We start from the raw sequence: 18,475 nt of genomic DNA, 5'->3' as shown, positions 1-18,475 counted from the left end.
GGGAGTGAATGAGATGAATATAAAAGTTATCATTGTAGATGATCATGCCGTTGTAAGAAGTGGATTACGTGCTGTTCTCGATGCCCATCCTCATATCACAGTTATTGGTGAAGCGGCAGATGGCTTGTCCTGCATCAAACAGTCACTTGAATTGAACCCAGATATCGTACTGATGGATTTAAGTTTCCCTAATGGTAGAGACGGTTTATATACTACAAGAGAACTATTGCAATCTATGCCTGAGGTGAAGGTGGTTATTCTAACTATGCATGATGATGAACAGTATCTATTTCGTGCACTTAAGGCAGGCGCTTCTGGTTACATATTGAAATCTGCACCTTTAACTGAACTTGTCACGGCTATTTCACAAGTACAACAAGGGCTTGTATACTTACATCCATCAGCAACGAAAAAAGTCATTCAAGGATATCTACAAGGTCAAGCACGGGAACCGAAGGATTTGTTCGAATCTCTAACAGAACGGGAAAAGGAGATTCTGAGTCTTGTTGCAAAAGGATATACGAATAAGGAAGTAGCAGAATTGCTTCTCATTAGTGTGAAAACGGTGGAGAATCACAAGGGCAACATTATGGAGAAGCTACAGTTAGACAACCGCCGCGAACTGATAAAATTGGCATATAGAAGGGGGTTGCTTGATATTGACTAACAGCACGTCTTTGCAGCTGAGCATTCAAAGGACGCTGGAAGGACTTAAGAAGAAGTTAGCATTAGATTTCGTAGCCGTAGCATTGACGGATGGTCTATATCGAGATATATATTGGCGTTTCGCACTTGGAGCGCAATCGGAACGTTATAAAAAGATTGCGGTACGAATGGGCAGAGGTATGGCTGGAAAAGTGCTTCAAGGCAATTCCCCACTCATTGTCACGGCATTTCCCGAAGAGGTGCAAGATGAAGTGTTGGAATTTCCAATATTCCTCGTGGAATCGTTGACTTCTGGGGTTGGTATCACGATAAAGGTACCATTACATTTGGATAGAGAGCCTTACGGCGTGCTCCTTGTTGGTCATCGAAGCAGACGAGAATTTACAGATAACGATATAACGATCGTACAACATTCTGCTGGTGTGCTCGCCAAGTTATATGATGATGAACCCATCTGTATGATGGATGCTAGGGATGCAAATGACCGTAATATCGAAGGTAGCGATGCTGGATTAACAACCAAATTAGAGGATGGTCCCGTCCATAATCTTCTTCATGATGCGAAAAAGGCAGGGCTAACCTGTGAACTATTAGATCAGCGAATAACGAGATTAAGTATAGAAAGACAAGAAGAGATTCGTGCAATCCTGACATGCTTGATTCAAGCGTGTGATGTTTCCAAGGCTTCTGCTCAATTGGTCATTGGACAGGATGAGTTAGGACAGACATTAATCGAATTCGAAGGTGTTCTTCATCCCGCAACACAAGACCTTTTTCTTCCTGTAATATCCCAGCTAAGATCACTTAAATGTGATTTAGAAATTATAATTGAACTCGAGAAACAATCCGTAAAATTAATCATTCCAACCCGGTTTTTACTAGATGAATTATATTGGTATAACTAAAAAGATGACACATGGGGAATTTCCTACATATAAATGGGGGAATTCCCTTCTTTGTTTCGTATCGTACTGCCATGATAATAGATAATAGTTCGATTCGTCTAATGGGAGGCATGGTTATGAAACAACCATCAAAGGCATTACTGCCACTACAAACGTTAAGTCTTGTGCTAGGCTTTGCAGTATGGGGTATTTTATCATCATTAATCGTTTTCATCAAAGAGGGAATCCCGTTAACACCAGGTCAATTGTCATTAGTTACGGCATTACCAATCGTGCTAGGTTCTATTTTGCGAATCCCATTTGGTTATTGGACCAATAAGTTTGGTGCTCGTCTGATGTTTCTCATCAGCTTTGTGGTTCTATTAGTACCCGTGTTCTACATCAGTAAAGCTACCAGCTTCGCAGATCTTATAACAGGAGGATTATTTCTTGGGATAGCCGGTGCGACATTCTCGGTTGGAGTCACTTCATTACCTAAATATTATCCTCAGGAGAAACACGGATTCGTTAATGGAATCTATGGATTAGGAAATATCGGTTCCGCGATGAGTACATTCTTTGCACCTTTGTTAGCAACGCAGTTCGGGTGGAGGGCAACCGTACAGTTCTATATGATCCTACTTATCGTATTTACATTTGCTAATCTATTCATGGGTGACCGTAAAGAAAGTAAATTAACTACACCGCTCATGGAGCAGATTAAAGGAATTTATAAAAATGAAAAGTTATGGTTACTCTCCTTCTTCTATTTTATAACATTTGGTTCGTTCGTTGCGTTCACTGTGTTCTTGCCCAATCATCTCGTCCAATACTTCGAAATCAGTAAAATTGATGCAGGATTACGAACAGCAGGATTTGTGTTGATTGCTACGATTATGCGTCCCGTTGGTGGATGGCTAGGTGATCGATTGAACCCTTTTAAAATATTAGCATATGTATTCGGTGGATTGACCATTGGAGGGATTGTATTAGCCTTCTCTCCATCCATTCTATTATATTCCATGGGATGTCTACTGATCGGTTTCTGTGCTGGAACGGGTAATGGTACGTTATTCAAATTGGTGCCGTTGTATTTTGCCAAACAAGCAGGTATCGCTAATGGACTTATCTCGGCCCTTGGGGGATTGGGTGGATTCTTCCCGCCATTAATGTTAACCATGTTACTAGCAATCACGGGTCATTACGCAATTGGCTTCATGGCACTGTCTATGGTCGCGCTATCCAGCATGTTGCTTGTTCTATATTTATATTGGCAGGATCAAGTGAAACTGGCAGAGCAAATTATTCAATGCACCTCACAAGCTATCCTTGTTACGAATAAAAAAGGGACGATTATAAATATCAATCCTGCATATACAGCGGTTACGGGGTATACGCCAGAGATGGCCATTGGACAAAAGTCTGGATTTCTAAAATCAGGTCGACATGATCAGCCATTCTATGAAGAGATGTGGAATCAATTGAAGGAGAAGCGTGCTTGGAGCGGTGATATTTGGAACAAAAAACGTAGTGGTGAACTCTTTTTACAACACATCACAATTAATGCAGTTGAAAATGACGTTGGCGAAGTTAGTTACTATGTTGGTGTATTCACGGAAGTTGAACCTCATACGGAGGAATTCACACAAGAAAAACTATCGAATAATGAAGGAATGGGGACTAGGAGGATCATCTTATGAGTGGCAGAAAACATCAGCAGAATTTCATGAGAAAAGCGATTACGGTAGAAGCAGCAACGGATATGGTGCTAGCATCTGTTCATGTGATGGATAAAGAAACGGTATCCATTATGAATAGTATGGGAAGATATCTAGCCATAGAAGTGGTTGCCCCACAGCCTGTTCCACACTTTCGACGTGCTGGAATGGATGGCTATGCGGTTCTGAGTTCTGATACGATACATGCTACATTCCAGAATCCTATTAAGTTACAAGTGGTGGATAATATTCCGGCGGGTAAGACTTCTGATCGTACATTGCACAGCGGGGAATGTGCCCGCATTATGACGGGGGCAAGTGTTCCTAATGGCGCAGATGCCGTTATTAAATACGAGATGACCACGGAAGGCGGTCTAGATTCAGAAGGCCAAGAGTCATGTCATGTGATGGCAGCCGTTCATGTGGGTGATAATGTATCCCCAATTGGTATCGAGATGGCAGAGGGAGAGACGGTTCTACGTCAGGGTGTTCGTATTGGTCCAGGAGAAATGGCTTTGCTGGCTATGTTTGGTCTGAACAACGTCGAAGTGTTTCAGCAACCAAGAGTCGCAATTCTAACGACAGGAGCAGAATTGTTAGAGGTTCAAGATGCACTTGAACCTGGACGTATCCGCAATAGTAATGGTTATATGGTTGCAGCTATGGTAAAGGATTATGGTGGGATTCCGGTGATGTTAGACGCCATTCCAGACGACACAAGATTAGCTACAGTGAGAGTAATGGAAGCATTAGCTTCCTATGACATTGTCGTAACGACAGGCGGTGTATCCGTAGGAGATCATGATATTATGTATGACTTGACACAAGAATGGGATGGCGATTTGAAATTCAATAAATTGTTAATGCGACCTGGAAGTCCAACAACGTTTGGTCTTTGGCAGGGTAAGCCCCTCTTCGCATTATCGGGAAATCCAGCAGCTTGTTTTGTAGGAAGTAGATTATTCCTTCGCCCTGTTATCCGGGGCATGATGGGGGCTGAACTTGCACCAGAGAAACGCATGACGGCTACATTGACTATGGATTACTTGAAATCGGACCGATCCACACGCTTCGTTCGAGGTGTGATTTCTTCAAAAGAAGGCATGTTAGAAGCAACACCAGTTGGATACGATATGTCTAGTGTGACCGTATCTTTACGCGATGCCAATTGTCTAATCTGTATCCCGGGATCGCCAAAAGGATACGAGGCAGGCACGCTTGTCGAAGTGATTTTGTTGTAAAGGGGGAAAGATATTCATGTCAGTGAATGTTAATCTGGATCCAATACCCACAACCTTGCCAGTGTTGCAAATCATCGGATTCAAGAATAGTGGTAAAACAACACTTGCTTGCAAATTGATTGCGAAACTTACGGCATCTGGTTTGCGAGTCGGTTCCGCGAAACATGATGCACACCGATTTCAATTAGATGAATCTGGAACAGATAGTAGCAAACATCTAACACATGGGGCTGTGGAGACAGTTCTTACATCCAACACGGCCACGCGTTGGATGCGTCAGAATCCTACTTCTCTAGTAGAGATCGCTGATATTTTGGCTGACCGAGTAGATATCTTGATTGCTGAAGGTTTTAAGAATGCATCATATCCTAAGATCGCGCTAATACGAGAGACCGATCACATGGAGATATTGATGCTAGAAGCGAATGACATCCGCCTATGGATTAGTTGGTTGAATCCAAAGAAGTTTCCACTTGCGAGAGTTATATCCATTCACGATGAAGAGGCTGTCCTAGACAGTGTGTACTCACTCTCCCTTTCACTACTCCCCCCACACATAAATTCAATGAGAATGTAGAAAAAAAGCAAGATTTATTCAAAAACTAGGGAATACCCTTCGAGGAATGGGGGTTTTCCCCCCTCTATTATGCCGGCATTAAGGTCTACAATAATAAGTAGAATAAGGCGTAAGGAGATGAATGAATGAAGAAGCAAAACCCTCTACTGCAAAAGCTTACATTCTTTCGCAAACGAGAAAAAAATGCGGAAGGATGGAGTGAAGTAACGACGGATGATCGGTCCTGGGAAGATATGTACCGTAACCGTTGGTCGCATGACAAGGTTGTTCGTTCAACGCATGGTGTTAACTGTACGGGCTCTTGTAGTTGGAAGATCTTCGTTAAGAATGGGATTGTCACATGGGAATCTCAACAGACAGATTATCCAACTACGGGACCGGATATGCCTGAATTTGAACCTCGAGGATGTCCACGTGGTGCAAGTTTTTCTTGGTATCTTTATAGTCCACTGCGTGTGAAATATCCATATATTCGAGGAAAGTTGTTAAATATGTGGCGGGAAGCTCGTCAACTAACGAATGATCCGGTCAAGGCATGGGCTTCTATTGTTCAAGATGAAGATAAAAAGTTAACTTATAAATCGGCTCGAGGCAAAGGCGGAATGGTACGTGCAAGTTGGGAAGAGGTAACGGAAATTATTTCTGCGTCTTTGCTATACACGATCAAACAGGATGGTCCGGACCGTATCTTTGGTTTCTCACCTATCCCCGCGATGTCCATGATCAGTTATGCAGCGGGTTCTCGTTTTCTTTCTTTGCTAGGGTCGCCATTGCTTAGTTTCTACGATTGGTATGCGGATCTACCGCCAGCTTCTCCACAAATCTGGGGCGACCAAACGGACGTACCTGAGAGTAGCGATTGGTACAACTCTAGTTATCTACTTGTATGGGGATCTAATCTTCCCATGACAAGAACGCCAGATGCCCATTTCATGACAGAGGCAAGGTATCGTGGAACGAAGGTAGTATCCATCAGTCCGGATTATGCTGAATTCGTTAAATTTGCAGATAAATGGCTTCAAGCGAAGCAAGGTACAGACGGTGCTATAGCTATGGCGATGGGTCACGTTATTTTGAAAGAATTCTATGTATTACAACGCACAGCCTATTTCGAAAATTACTCGAAGAAATACACAGACTTTCCGTTCCTTCTTATATTGCAAGAACAAGAGGGCGTTATGACCGCCGAACGTTTCTTAACTGCTAAGGATTTAGGGATAGCGACCAATAATGCAGAATGGAAAACCGTATTGATCGATGAAAACACAGGTCAACTGCATATACCAAACGGATCGATTGGATCTCGTTGGGGTGAAGATGGGAAATGGAACCTTAATCCAGTGGATACGATCACAGGTGAAGACATCAGTCCTCAATTGGGATTAGGTCAATCAGCGAACGGAAAAGTAGATATCAGCCTTCCTTACTTCGATGATGAAGGCAAAACGATTATATCGCGGAGCATTCCATTCAAAGAAGTTACAGTTGCTGATGGTTCAACGATCAGAGTGACATCTGTATTTGATCTCATGTTAGCGCAATATGGTGTAGACGCTTCTGGCGATGGTAGTTATGACGATGCAGAAACAGCATACACACCTGCATGGCAGGAAGCCATTACTGGTGTGGATAAGGAGTCAATCATTCAGATTGCCCGTGAATTTGCGACGAATGCGATTGAGAGTGAAGGTCGTTCCATGATTATTGTCGGTGCAGGAATTAACCACTGGTACAACTCGGATACGATCTATCGAAGCATTCTGAACTTGGTTCTTATGACCGGTTGTCAAGGTGTGAATGGCGGGGGCTGGGCTCACTATGTTGGGCAAGAGAAGTTACGTCCAGCAGAAGGTTGGGCTACCGTTGCCTTTGCGAGAGACTGGACGATGCCAGCACGTCAAATGAATGGAACGTCTTTCTTCTATTTTGCAACGAATCAATGGCGTTTTGAATCTAATCCAGTGGAAGGTCATACCTCCGCGCTCGTCGATAAAGCACGATATTCACATTACGCTGATTACAATGTGCTCGCATCGAGATTAGGTTGGTTACCTTCTTATCCTCAGTTTGATGAGAACTCACTCGATTTAGTGAGCAAAGCCAACGCCGCGGGTGCAACATCGCCAGAAGAAATCTCGCAATATGTGGCTACGCAATTGAAGGATCGTAAGATGAGATTTGCGATGGAAGATCCAGATGCGCCAGTGAATCATCCGAAGGTGATGTTCGTATGGCGGGCTAACCTGATCTCAAGTTCAGGTAAAGGCCATGAGTATTTCTTGAAGTATCTTTTAGGCGCACATAATGGTCTGTTGAATGAAGATACCCATACGATCCGTCCCGAAGAAATCACGTGGAGAGAGCAGGCGGCAGAAGGTAAGCTCGATTTGATGGTGAATATCGATTTCCGAATGTCTGGTACGGCTGTCTATTCTGATATTGTTCTACCTGCTGCGACATGGTATGAGAAGAGCGACCTATCTTCAACAGATATGCATCCATTCATACATCCTTTCAACCCTGCGGTTCCACCATTGTGGGAATCTCGTTCGGATTGGGAAACGTTTAAGGCAATCGCCAAGAGCTTCTCTGAAATGGCAGAAGGCCAATTCGATGGGCCGCAACAAGATCTCGTTTCCGTACCGTTATTACATGATACGCCAGATGAACTTGCACAGCCTTACGGTAAAATTCACGATTGGAGTAAGGATGAGATTGAAGCGATTCCAGGTAAAACGATGCCTAAGTTTATTGTCGTAGAACGGGATTATGCACAAGTGTATAAGAAGATGATCTCACTTGGTCGACAGGTGAAGGATAAGCCTTATGGGATTAAGGGCATGAATTGGTCGGCCGAGAATGAATATGAATTGTTAAAGAGTATTAACGGAGTTGTGGATGAGGTTGGGGTAAGTGAAGGATGTCCGAAATTGGTGACTGACCTCCATATGGCAGAAGCGATTATGACCTTATCTTCAACAAGTAATGGAAAAATGGCCGTTAAGGCTTGGGAGTCTTTGGAGAAAAAGACAGCTCTTAAATTAAAGGATTTAGCGGAAGATCGAGAAGATGAACGATTTACCTTCGCACAGATTACGGCTCAACCGAAGACGGTAATCACTTCACCTGCATTTAGTGGCTCAGAACAGCATGGTAGAAGATATTCACCATTTACAACAAATGTAGAGCGAATGATACCTTATCGGACGTTGACCGGTCGCCAACACTTCTTCCTTGATCATGAGTTGTTAACAGAGTTTGGTGAGAACATGGCTATCTTCAAGCCAACACTGAAGCATGCACCTTTCCATACGGTAAAAGACAGACCGATCGTGAAAGGCAAGGAAATTGTATTGAATTTCATGACTCCACATAGTAAGTGGTCCATTCATAGTATGTACTATGATTCGTTACCGATGCTGACGTTATTCCGTGGGGGACCAACCATATGGATGAACAAAGATGATGCGGCAGACACCGATATTCTAGATAATGATTGGATTGAATGCTTCAACCAGAATGGTGCAGTCGTTGCTCGTGCGGTTGTTACACATCGGATGCCGCGTGGTATGTGTTTCATGTACCATGCTCAAGATCGAACCATTAACGTACCCGCGACAGATGTGACATCAACACGAGGGGGTACACATAACAGCCCTACAAGAATTCATGTCAAGCCAACACATATGATTGGTGGATATGCGCAACTAAGCTATGGATTTAATTATTACGGCCCAACGGGTAACCAACGTGATCTGAATGTTGTGATACGTAAACTTGCGGAGGTGAATTGGCTTGAGGATTAAAGCACAGATTGGAATGGTCATGAACTTAGACAAATGTATCGGGTGCCATACATGCTCCGTTACTTGTAAGAATACGTGGACGAACCGCAAGGGTGCAGAATACATGTGGTTCAATAACGTGGAGACAAAGCCTGGTATTGGATACCCGATAGAATGGGAGAATCAAGACAAATACAAAGGCGGTTGGGTGCTCAAGAATGGTAAATTGGAGCTTCGCTCAGGCAGTCGAGCCAAAAGATTGATTAATATCTTTCACAATCCAGATCAACCTACGATCGATGATTATTACGAACCTTGGGATTATGAATATGAGAAATTGAATCAAACGAAAGAGCGTAAGCACCAACCGGTCGCCCGTCCTAAATCTCAGATAACAGGCGAGCACATGGAAATCAAGTGGGGACCGAACTGGGAAGATGATCTCGCAGGTGTTCACGTTACGGGTCTTCGAGATCCCAATATGGCCGGGCTTCAAGAATCGGTTCGCATGGAGTTCGAACAAGTATTCATGATGTACCTTCCAAGAATATGTGAACACTGTATCAACCCATCTTGCGTCTCGAGCTGTCCTTCTGGTGCAATGTATAAGCGTGAAGAAGATGGAATCGTCTTGGTGGACCAGGATGCTTGTCGCTCTTGGAGATTCTGCGTAAGTAGTTGCCCATATAAGAAAGTATATTTCAACTGGGAGACTAATAAAGCTGAGAAATGTACGCTTTGTTTCCCTCGAATTGAACAAGGTCTTCCGACGGTATGTTCCGAGACTTGTGTAGGGCGTATTCGTTATCTAGGCGTCATGTTCTATGATGCGGACCGGGTTGAAGCGGCTGCGTCAGTTGAAGATGAGAAGAAACTTTATGAAGCACAGCTAGATATTTTCTTAGATCCATTTGACCCAGAGGTAATTACAGCGGCACGTGAAGCAGGGATACCTCATGATTGGGTGGAAGCTGCACAGAACTCACCTATCTATAAGATGGCGGTAGAGTGGAAGATTGCACTCCCTCTTCACCCTGAATATCGAACAATGCCTATGGTGTGGTACGTTCCACCGCTTAGTCCAATTACGAATATGGTGGAAGGTAAGGGTTCACTTGCAACAGAAGATGATATATTCCCAGCGATTGATGATATGCGAATTCCAGTTGAATATTTAGCGAACCTGTTAACTGCGGGTGATACCGAGATTATCAAGAACGTATTGAAGAAGATGGCTATCATGAGAACGTATATGCGTTCCCGCAATTTGAAGAAGGAACCTAATCTGGAGATGTTAGAGAAGTTCGGTCTAACGGAGAAGGAAGTACAAGAGATGTATCGTCTACTAGCGATTGCTAAATATGAAGATCGATTTGTTATTCCATCTGCACATCGCGAAGAGATCTCGGACCTCTATTCAGAGCAAGGGGCATGTGGATTTACTAATATGATGGGCGGACCAGGCCCTTGCGGAGGATGATGACAAATGAAGGATGTGACACTGCGTTCAAGTTGGATGATGATGTCATTTCTGTTGCAGTATCCGGATATTGCATGGCAGGAATCAGCAGATGAAATGTTCGTGGATTGGTGTCATCTGCTTGAGGAAGATGATGCAGCTAACATTGAGATCATCCGGAATTTAGCAAATGATTGTATTACTGAATTCGTTGGTATGGATTCCCAGACGATAACTCAGAATTACGTAAGGACTTTCGATTTCAGTAAGAAATCTAATCTATATTTAACTTACGGTCAGCTAGGCGAAGAACGCGAGCGGGGGCCGGCATTGCTCAAATTGAAACAAGTCTATGAAGAGGAAGACATGCTTCTAACGAGTGAGGAGCTACCAGACTATTTACCACTTGTACTTGAGTACGTAGCTGTCGCGGAGGGGGATAAAGGGATTTCACTACTTATCTCTTTCCGTAAAGCGTTAGAAACCGTACAGGCTGCTCTTGTAGCGGAGGATAGTCCATATCGACATGCACTTACCTGCATTTTGACATTGCTAGATCAATCTGCTGTGAAAGAAGGCTCATTCGAATTCGATGCTTCAACCGCTTATGTCGGGAATGAAGCTGGAGCTGCAGCAGGTTGTGGTCCAATGTGGGCTGCGGCAGGTTATGGCGGGGGTTCACCTCATGCGAATCAAGAAGTGAATCGAGTGGATCGGGGGAAACTGTAATGTCATCGGGTAGTCAATTCATATGGGTTATATATCCATACTTGATTGTTGTCATATTCTTGATAGGGCTATATTACCGCTATCAGACTGATCAATTCGGATGGACGGCCAAATCCAGTGAAATTCTGGAGAAAAAGCTACTGCGTTCCGGAAGTATTCTATTTCACGTCGGAATTATGCTTGTATTATTCGGGCATATTGGTGGACTTCTCATTCCGAAAGCTTGGCTTATAGCGATTGGAATCAGTGATCATCTGTACCATTTGATGGCGATATATGTGGGCGGGTTTGCTGGTGTACTCACGTTAGCGGGTTGTCTCATCCTTTTGTATCGTCGTTTATCTAATCCAAGAGTACGTAAGACAAGTAGCTTCGGAGATATGTTATCTATCATTCTCTTAACGGTTATCATCGTTGTTGGTATGGGTGCGACATTATTTAATGCAACTAGTCATACGGATTTTGATTATCGTGAGACGATATCACCTTGGATTCGTGGCGTGTTGACCTTTACACCGGATGGCAACTTAATGAGCGATGTACCCCTTATTTTCAAAATACATGTCATGTTGGGTCTAGCTTTGTTCGCAGTATTTCCATTCACTAGACTCGTGCATATGTTGAGTATGCCTATTCAATACTTGAGAAGAAGTTATGTAGTGTACCGTAAGCGGAAATAAAAAGGTGGTGTTCTCTTGATAACGGGTGTCATATTGGCGAGCGGTCGCAATTCACGGATGCATGGTTACAATAAGGCATTATTACCCTATAAGGGAGAGCGACTGATTGAGCGGCAAGTACGAATCATGAGAAGCATTTGCCAAGAGATAATCGTAGTTACACCTGATCCCACGATATATACGCAACTATCACTTGGCGACATTGTGTATTTACCTGATGTATATGCTAGCTGCGGACCATTAACGGGTATTCATGCAGCTTGTCTAAGAATACAGACAGAGTTTGCTTGGGTAATGGGATGCGATTGCCCCATATTATCATCTGAAGCAGCACAATGGATGGTAAGCCGACTGCGTAAGAGTCATTATGCGGCTGCCATTCCTTTTATTGGTGGTATACATCAAATGCTGCATGGGGTCTATCGAACCGATGTGTTAATACATCCGATCATCCGTCTGATCGAATCTAAACAATATCGACTATCTGCGCTATTGAATTTGATCGAGTGGTTAGCGATTGAAGAATCGGAATGGTGTGCACAAGGCATACCACTTGAATTCACATTGGATATCGATACACCTGAACAATATTTGAGATTACTGAGTGAATGATTGATCGAGGAGGATGCTGTTATGCATGATGAGAGATATAGTAGACAACAAAACTTCTTCGCAATCGGTTCCTCGGGGCAAAACGAATTAAGGAATAAACATGTAGTGATAGTGGGGGCTGGTGCACTCGGTTCAGGGAATGCAGAAATACTAGCACGTGCAGGTGTTGGTAAATTAACGATTATCGATCGTGATTATGTGGAATGGAGCAATTTACAAAGACAATCGTTATATTGCGAACAGGATGTCAAGGAGCAATTGCCAAAAGCGGTGGCCGCATCTCAGCGATTACAAGCGATTAATTCCACCATTGATATTCAAGCACATGTGCTGGATTGTACAGCAGCTGATTTAATCGGATTCGTTGAGCATTCGAAGGTGGACTTGCTAATTGATGCTACAGATAACTTCTCCATTCGTTACATGATAAATGATATTAGCTATCGTTATAACATCCCCTGGATTTACGGTGCGTGTTCTGGAAGTTATGGTGTGATGTGTGCTTTCGTACCCCATCAATCCACGCCATGTTTACATTGTCTATTATCTAGCATGCCCATCGCAGCAGCAAATTGTGAGGTAGGTGGAATTATTGCACCTGCAGTTCAAATGGTTGTATCGATGCAATCCGCGGAAGCATTGAAATGGCTGACGGGTAACGAAGCAAGCATGTCCAATCAATATCACGTATTTGATCTATGGTCCAATCTATCCCAATCTATCAAAGTTAGCACAAGTCTAGCCCGAGAGGATTGTTTAACTTGTGGTCCGCAACGAACATATCCTTACCTACAAGAAGATGATGTGATGAGAACAGAGGTGTTATGCGGTAGAACTACAGTGTGGGTACGACCTTCACGTGTATCTCCATTGAATATGGAACAATTGATCAACACGGCACAGAAACGTAGTGATCAGGTGACCTATAATCCGCATTTAGTTCAAATACATGAAGAAGGTTATCGAATGGTTATCTTTAAGGATGGCAGAGCTTTAATTCATGGCACATCTGATCCATCGGTGGCTAAAGAATTGTACTATCGATACCTAAGTTGAGAATGTAACGGAGGTGGCGTCATGAAGGTATTGTTATTTGCACATTTAAGAGAAGAACACGGGTCCGAAAGTATATCGCTTGATCTAGAATCGATGACGGTGGCCGACATGTTGGTGGAATTTCAACGAAGATATCCGAACTTAACGATTGGTCAATCGATGATAGCAGTAAATGAACAATTCGTTGGTCAAGACTATCCTTTACATCCAGATGATATTATTGCTTTTATTCCACCAGTAAGTGGTGGTTAACGAGCACAGTCAACAACGAGTTTTGTGAAAAAAGGGGGATGCGCAATGAGTTCTTCAGACCTTACGCATTTTAATGATCAAGCTAGGGCGCATATGGTCGATGTTAGTGACAAGAAAGTGACCCAAAGGGTGGCTATTGCTAGGAGTCAGATAACGATGCGACCGCAGACGTTAGATAAAATTAGGGAAGGCTCAATGGGTAAAGGGGATGTTCTATCCGTGGCTCAGGTAGCAGGGATTATGGCTGCCAAAAAAACAGCGGATATGATTCCCATGTGTCATCCACTACCTTTAACAGGAGTTGACATTACCTTCGAAGAAGTGGATGGGGGAACGTTGTCCATCCGCGTTATTGCCAAAACAACCGGGGTTACTGGGGTAGAGATGGAGGCACTTACTGCTGCTCAAATCGTTGGATTAACGATCTATGATATGTGCAAAGCCGTGGATAAGGATATGATTCTGGGTCCTACGTATCTGGAACATAAAAGTGGCGGGAAAAGTGGTACTTACGCTCGCCAAGAAGCTAGTTTATATGTTGTAACGGATCAACCTATCATTCCAGATGAGGTTACAAGTAAAGTGAAACGACGAGCAGCGGGGGCGATCACATTATTCTTAGGCACCGTTCGCGAGATCACACACGGTAGAAGGACGCTGTATTTAGATTATGAAGCCTATACACCGATGGCTATATCTCAACTAGAACTTATTAGTCAGGAAGTACGGGATAAATGGCCTGATATCGAGGCAGCGATTACGCATCGAATTGGTCACCTGCAGATTTCAGATATCGCCGTTGCGATTGCAGTCTCCTCACCTCACCGTAAGGCAGCTTATGAGGCGAATGAATACATCATTGAACGAATCAAACAAATTGTCCCTATCTGGAAAAAAGAACAATGGGAAGATGGCTCCGTGTGGATCGGGGATCAATTAGGTAACCATTCCTACGCGAAAGGGGAGTGAGCACATGGCGGTTCAAACATTAACGGATCCATTCGGTCGTAAACATGATTACTTACGTATATCTGTCACAGATCGTTGTAACTTGCGTTGCATCTATTGTATGCCCGAAGAAGGGATGGAATTTGAACCTTCAGATAAAGTGCTGAGTTATGAGGAAATTACAGATGTGGTCAGAGTGTTGGCTGGTATGGGTGTGCGTAAGCTACGTTTAACGGGCGGTGAACCATTAGTTCGTAAAGAGTTAGATGTCCTAGTCGAGAAGCTAGCACGTATTCCAGGGATTGAAGATATCGCTTTAACGACAAATGGTATCTTTCTAGCTTCGAAGGCAGCGCGTTTGAAAGAAGCGGGTTTGACACGTGTGAACATCAGTCTGGATTCATTACGCCCCGATCGATTCAAGTCCATTACGCGTGGTGGCGATATTAATAAAGTGCTGAAAAGCATTGATGAGTGTATACGTGTTGGACTTTCTCCGATTAAGTTGAATGTGGTTCTGATGAAAGGTATCAATGATGATGAGATTGCAGATTTCTTGGCCTTAACCTTTGGACGTGATATCAGTGTACGCTTTATTGAATATATGCCCATTGGTCATCATGATGCAGAGTGGAAGAACCTCTATCAACCATTACAGCAGGTCTTCGATGTATGTACTCAGCATAATTGGGTGTATCAATCCGCATCCACCCTCCAGGGAAATGGTCCATCGGATAATTATCAATTGAATGGGGCGGTGGGTAGCTTCGGTCTTATTCATCCCATAAGCAATCACTTCTGTGCAACTTGTAATCGACTTCGACTTACAGCAGATGGTTATATTAAGCCGTGCCTAGCGTGGTCTGAACAATTTCAAGTTCGTCGGGTCATCGGAGATGATGATGCCGTTCGTCAATTATTTATGGAAGCATTAGGTACCAAACCTGAGAGTCATGAAATGTTCAAACAATTATCGGGAGAGCAGATTACACATGCGCCTACTGCTCGCAGAATGTCACAAATTGGTGGATAAAAGGGGGTTGTAAGGATGAAGGTTACAATGAAAAATGCATTGCTTATTATACTCATGTTGGTATTATCCGTATCTATGTTAGGTTGTAATTCATCATTTTCAACTTCAAAGGAAGTTGAACTTACGATTTCAGCAGCTGCAAGTTTAACGAATGCATTGACCGAAATTCAAACTGCCTATGAATCAGAGCATAGCCATGTGAAACTTAACTTTAATTTTGGTGCTTCGGGTGCTTTGAAACAACAAATTGAACAAGGTGCTCCTGTGGATTTATTCCTATCCGCTGCGAAGAAAGTCATGAACGAACTCGTAGAGGGACAATGGATTGCCGAGGACCAACAGTTTAATGTGCTAACGAATGAAATGGTAGTCATTGTGCCTGAAGATAGTCCGTTAAAGATCGAATCGTCTATAGATCTAATGAATGATGGTGTACAGAAGATAGCGATTGGGATACCTGAGAGCGTCCCCGCGGGCAACTATGCGAAAGAAGCATTAACGAATGATCAACTATGGGATCAGTTACAACCCAGACTAGTCCAAGCAAAAGATGTTCGCCAAGTGCTTAATTACGTAGAAACAGGTAATGCGGATATCGGTTTTGTGTACAAAACGGATGCATTGTCTTCATCTAAAATGAAAATAGCTTATGTGGTAGATCCCACCACATATACAACAGCTTATTACCCATTTGGAATCGTGAAAGCTACGAAACATCCGAAGGAAGCGACAGATTTATTAACCTACTTGCAATCAGATGAAGCATTGAATGTATTTAAGAAATATGGGTTTGCAACTTCTGAATCAGTGAAACCATGATGAATTGGCAGGTGTATTGGGATCCGATTCGGCTTTCCATACAAGTGGCTTTCATATCGAGTATCGTAGCAACCATTGCAGGTATTGCTCTGGCATGGTGGATGTCGAAAGTGAAGTTCAAAGGAAAAATGTTACTAGAGACCGCTTTTATGTTGCCGTTGGTATTACCGCCAACGGTTGTGGGTCTATTGTTACTTATTACATTGGGAAGAAGGAGCTTTCTCGGACGATTTGCCGAATGGATATTTTCTGCGCCCATTATTTTTTCGTGGTGGGCAGCGGTCATTGCTTCCATTGTGGTTGCATTTCCACTTGTCTATCAAACGATGAGACTTGGATTCAGTTCCATAGATAAAGATTTGAAAGACGCAGGTCGTTCAGCTGGTGCTAGCGAATGGCAGGTTTTTTGTTATATATGTTTGCCTCTAGCATGCCAATCGATCATCACTTCGTATATATTAAGTTTTGCACGTGGACTTGGTGAGTTTGGCGCTACATTAATGATTGCTGGGAATATTCCGGGGAAGACGCAGACCGTTCCCACCGCCATTTATGTCGCTGTAGATAGTGGAAATCATACCATGGCTTACGCTTGGGCTGGTTCAATGGTATTATTGTCTTTCCTACTATTACTTTTGACAGGTAGGAAAAATACCGATTAAGATTATATCTATAGTATTAATAACAGGGAACGGAGTGACGGTTTGGCGAAGAAAGGGTTTATCATTCCTCATGAACATGGTGGATGGGCAATGGTAAGTGTGCCATTCATTATTGGTATGATGGCTAGTAATCCACAATGGTTGCATCTACTTTTATTTTTAGCTTGGTTGTTCTTATATTTGGCCTCATACCCGTTATTGCAAGCGGTCAAGAAAAGATCAAATCGGGGACGTTTTATCCAATGGGGAATCATATATGGGGTTATTGCACTCCTGTGTGTGATACTTCCATTATATAAGTATCCCGTGCTATTCTACTTTTCAATTCCATTTCTCAGCCTACTAGTCGTTAATATTTGGCACGCTAAGCAGAGGTCGGAGAGACAAATCGTCAATGATCTATCTGCTATTCTGATCTTTTCACTAGGGGGAGCTGCGGCCTACTTGGTGGGGGATGGGACATGGGATTACCGGATGATCATGGTTATTCTATTTAACTTCTTATATTTCACAGGCACCGTCTTCTTCGTGAAATCTGTATTTCGTGAACGGGGTAACGCACGGTGGCTGGCAGCAAATCACATCTACCATGTGATCTTAATGATTGCACCTTGGTTGGTAGGTATGCCTTGGATGATGCTCTCTTATGCCTGTGCACTAGTTCGTTCATTTGTGTACGGTGGCAAACAAATGCGTCCTATGAAAGTGGGAATCATTGAGATTGTGAGTGTCCTATTCTTCTTGATCGTTGCAGTGATTGTCATTTGATGGCAATCACTTTTTGAATTGTACATTTAAAGATCTTTATAGATCTCACGCATGACGTGTCTAAGTTCGGGGATGATGATCTTCGTTGCCGCAAGCTTAACGGCTCCCGAGGATCCTGGCATGGAGAAGATTGCCTTATTGCTGGCTATCCCTGCAATGGCTCGACTTAGGATAGCAGAGCTTCCAATATCCTCGGTGTAACTCAAATAACGAAACAATTCACCGAATCCATGCATCTCTTTATCCAGTAGATCTCGAACAGCTTCATAAGTCGTATCGCGAAGTGCAATGCCAGTACCTCCATGAAGAAGAATAGCCTCTACATTAGGGTTATTTAATCCGTTATGGATCATTATTTGAATATGTTCATAGGAATCATGTACAATTTGATAGTCTGTGATGTCATAATCAGATGCTTCCATAAGCGTTCTTAATAATGTACCACTCACATCCGTTTCGGATGTTCTCGTATCTGAGACGGTAATGATCATACAACGGACTTGCGTGGGGGATTCGTTACGATGGATTTCAACGGAAGTTAACATGGAGATCAACCTTTCTGTATACCCGAATTGTAAATAGCAAC

At 43.1% G+C, this 18,475-nt stretch carries 17 protein-coding genes and 2 pseudogenes; 18 read left to right on the top strand and 1 reads right to left on the bottom strand.

Annotated features, from left to right (window positions below; translation table 11 throughout):
* Positions 1-13 precede the first annotated feature (13 nt).
* The 18 genes and pseudogenes from ACH8E3_RS00995 (at position 14) to ACH8E3_RS00910 (ending at position 17,889) form a co-directional block, all read left to right on the top strand.
* On the top strand, positions 14-667 hold the full coding sequence (locus tag ACH8E3_RS00995; protein WP_458630715.1) for a response regulator: 654 nt from the start codon (positions 14-16) through the stop codon (positions 665-667).
* Positions 660-1,571, top strand: coding sequence for a GAF domain-containing protein (locus ACH8E3_RS00990; protein WP_458630714.1), 912 nt, complete (start codon positions 660-662; stop codon positions 1,569-1,571). The genes ACH8E3_RS00995 and ACH8E3_RS00990 overlap by 8 nt, the downstream gene beginning before the upstream one ends.
* 116 nt (positions 1,572-1,687) lie before the next feature.
* A complete protein-coding gene (locus tag ACH8E3_RS00985) occupies positions 1,688-3,250 on the top strand; it encodes a nitrate/nitrite transporter (RefSeq protein WP_458630713.1) in 1,563 nt (520 codons plus the stop codon).
* Positions 3,247-4,509, top strand: coding sequence for a molybdopterin molybdotransferase MoeA (locus tag ACH8E3_RS00980; protein WP_458630712.1), 1,263 nt, complete (start codon positions 3,247-3,249; stop codon positions 4,507-4,509). Before ACH8E3_RS00985 ends, ACH8E3_RS00980 begins: the two co-directional genes overlap by 4 nt.
* A gap of 16 nt (positions 4,510-4,525) precedes the next feature.
* Entirely contained in the window at positions 4,526-5,086 is a 561-nt protein-coding gene (gene mobB, locus ACH8E3_RS00975; protein WP_458630711.1) for a molybdopterin-guanine dinucleotide biosynthesis protein B, read from the top strand.
* 125 nt (positions 5,087-5,211) lie between these two features.
* A complete protein-coding gene (locus tag ACH8E3_RS00970; RefSeq protein ID WP_458630710.1) occupies positions 5,212-8,892 on the top strand; it encodes a nitrate reductase subunit alpha in 3,681 nt (1,226 codons plus the stop codon).
* Positions 8,882-10,351, top strand: coding sequence for a nitrate reductase subunit beta (narH, locus tag ACH8E3_RS00965; RefSeq protein WP_458630709.1), 1,470 nt, complete (start codon positions 8,882-8,884; stop codon positions 10,349-10,351). The genes ACH8E3_RS00970 and narH overlap by 11 nt, the downstream gene beginning before the upstream one ends.
* A 6-nt stretch (positions 10,352-10,357) precedes the next feature.
* Positions 10,358-11,059: a nitrate reductase molybdenum cofactor assembly chaperone gene (gene narJ, locus ACH8E3_RS00960; protein WP_458630708.1), complete on the top strand. Its 702-nt coding sequence runs from the start codon at positions 10,358-10,360 to the stop codon at positions 11,057-11,059.
* A complete protein-coding gene (narI, locus tag ACH8E3_RS00955; RefSeq protein ID WP_458630707.1) occupies positions 11,059-11,739 on the top strand; it encodes a respiratory nitrate reductase subunit gamma in 681 nt (226 codons plus the stop codon). The genes narJ and narI overlap by 1 nt, the downstream gene beginning before the upstream one ends.
* A gap of 15 nt (positions 11,740-11,754) precedes the next feature.
* Complete coding sequence (gene mobA / locus ACH8E3_RS00950; protein ID WP_458630706.1) at positions 11,755-12,351, top strand: molybdenum cofactor guanylyltransferase; 597 nt, start codon at positions 11,755-11,757, stop codon at positions 12,349-12,351.
* A gap of 21 nt (positions 12,352-12,372) precedes the next feature.
* The gene (locus ACH8E3_RS00945) at positions 12,373-13,407 is read left to right on the top strand and encodes a ThiF family adenylyltransferase (RefSeq protein WP_458630705.1); all 1,035 of its coding nucleotides are present in this window, start codon (positions 12,373-12,375) and stop codon (positions 13,405-13,407) included.
* A gap of 21 nt (positions 13,408-13,428) precedes the next feature.
* Positions 13,429-13,659 (top strand): MoaD/ThiS family protein, encoded by a 231-nt coding sequence (locus ACH8E3_RS00940; RefSeq protein ID WP_458630704.1) that lies wholly within the window; start codon positions 13,429-13,431, stop codon positions 13,657-13,659.
* A gap of 45 nt (positions 13,660-13,704) precedes the next feature.
* Positions 13,705-14,184, top strand: a pseudogene (gene moaC / locus ACH8E3_RS00935) (cyclic pyranopterin monophosphate synthase MoaC); the annotation flags it as partial.
* A 21-nt stretch (positions 14,185-14,205) separates the two neighbouring features.
* Positions 14,206-14,628 (top strand): annotated as a pseudogene (locus tag ACH8E3_RS00930) (molybdenum cofactor biosynthesis protein MoaE); the annotation flags it as partial.
* Between the two features lie 4 nt (positions 14,629-14,632).
* Entirely contained in the window at positions 14,633-15,640 is a 1,008-nt protein-coding gene (moaA, locus tag ACH8E3_RS00925; RefSeq protein WP_458630703.1) for a GTP 3',8-cyclase MoaA, read from the top strand.
* A 54-nt stretch (positions 15,641-15,694) separates the two neighbouring features.
* The gene (gene modA, locus ACH8E3_RS00920) at positions 15,695-16,459 is read left to right on the top strand and encodes a molybdate ABC transporter substrate-binding protein (RefSeq protein WP_458630894.1); all 765 of its coding nucleotides are present in this window, start codon (positions 15,695-15,697) and stop codon (positions 16,457-16,459) included.
* Entirely contained in the window at positions 16,456-17,121 is a 666-nt protein-coding gene (gene modB / locus ACH8E3_RS00915) for a molybdate ABC transporter permease subunit (RefSeq protein WP_458630702.1), read from the top strand. The genes modA and modB overlap by 4 nt, the downstream gene beginning before the upstream one ends.
* A 42-nt stretch (positions 17,122-17,163) precedes the next feature.
* Complete coding sequence (locus ACH8E3_RS00910) at positions 17,164-17,889, top strand: YwiC-like family protein (RefSeq protein WP_458630701.1); 726 nt, start codon at positions 17,164-17,166, stop codon at positions 17,887-17,889.
* Between the two features lie 26 nt (positions 17,890-17,915).
* Here the strand turns inward: ACH8E3_RS00910 and ACH8E3_RS00905 are convergent, their stop codons facing one another.
* On the bottom strand, positions 17,916-18,434 hold the full coding sequence (locus tag ACH8E3_RS00905; RefSeq protein ID WP_458630700.1) for a MogA/MoaB family molybdenum cofactor biosynthesis protein: 519 nt from the start codon (positions 18,432-18,434) through the stop codon (positions 17,916-17,918).
* Positions 18,435-18,475 lie beyond the last annotated feature (41 nt).

It is taken from the genome of Paenibacillus sp. CMAA1364 (assembly GCF_054373195.1).
The sequence above is the reverse complement of the archived record's forward strand: the minus strand, read 5'-3'. Positions and strand labels throughout refer to the sequence as shown.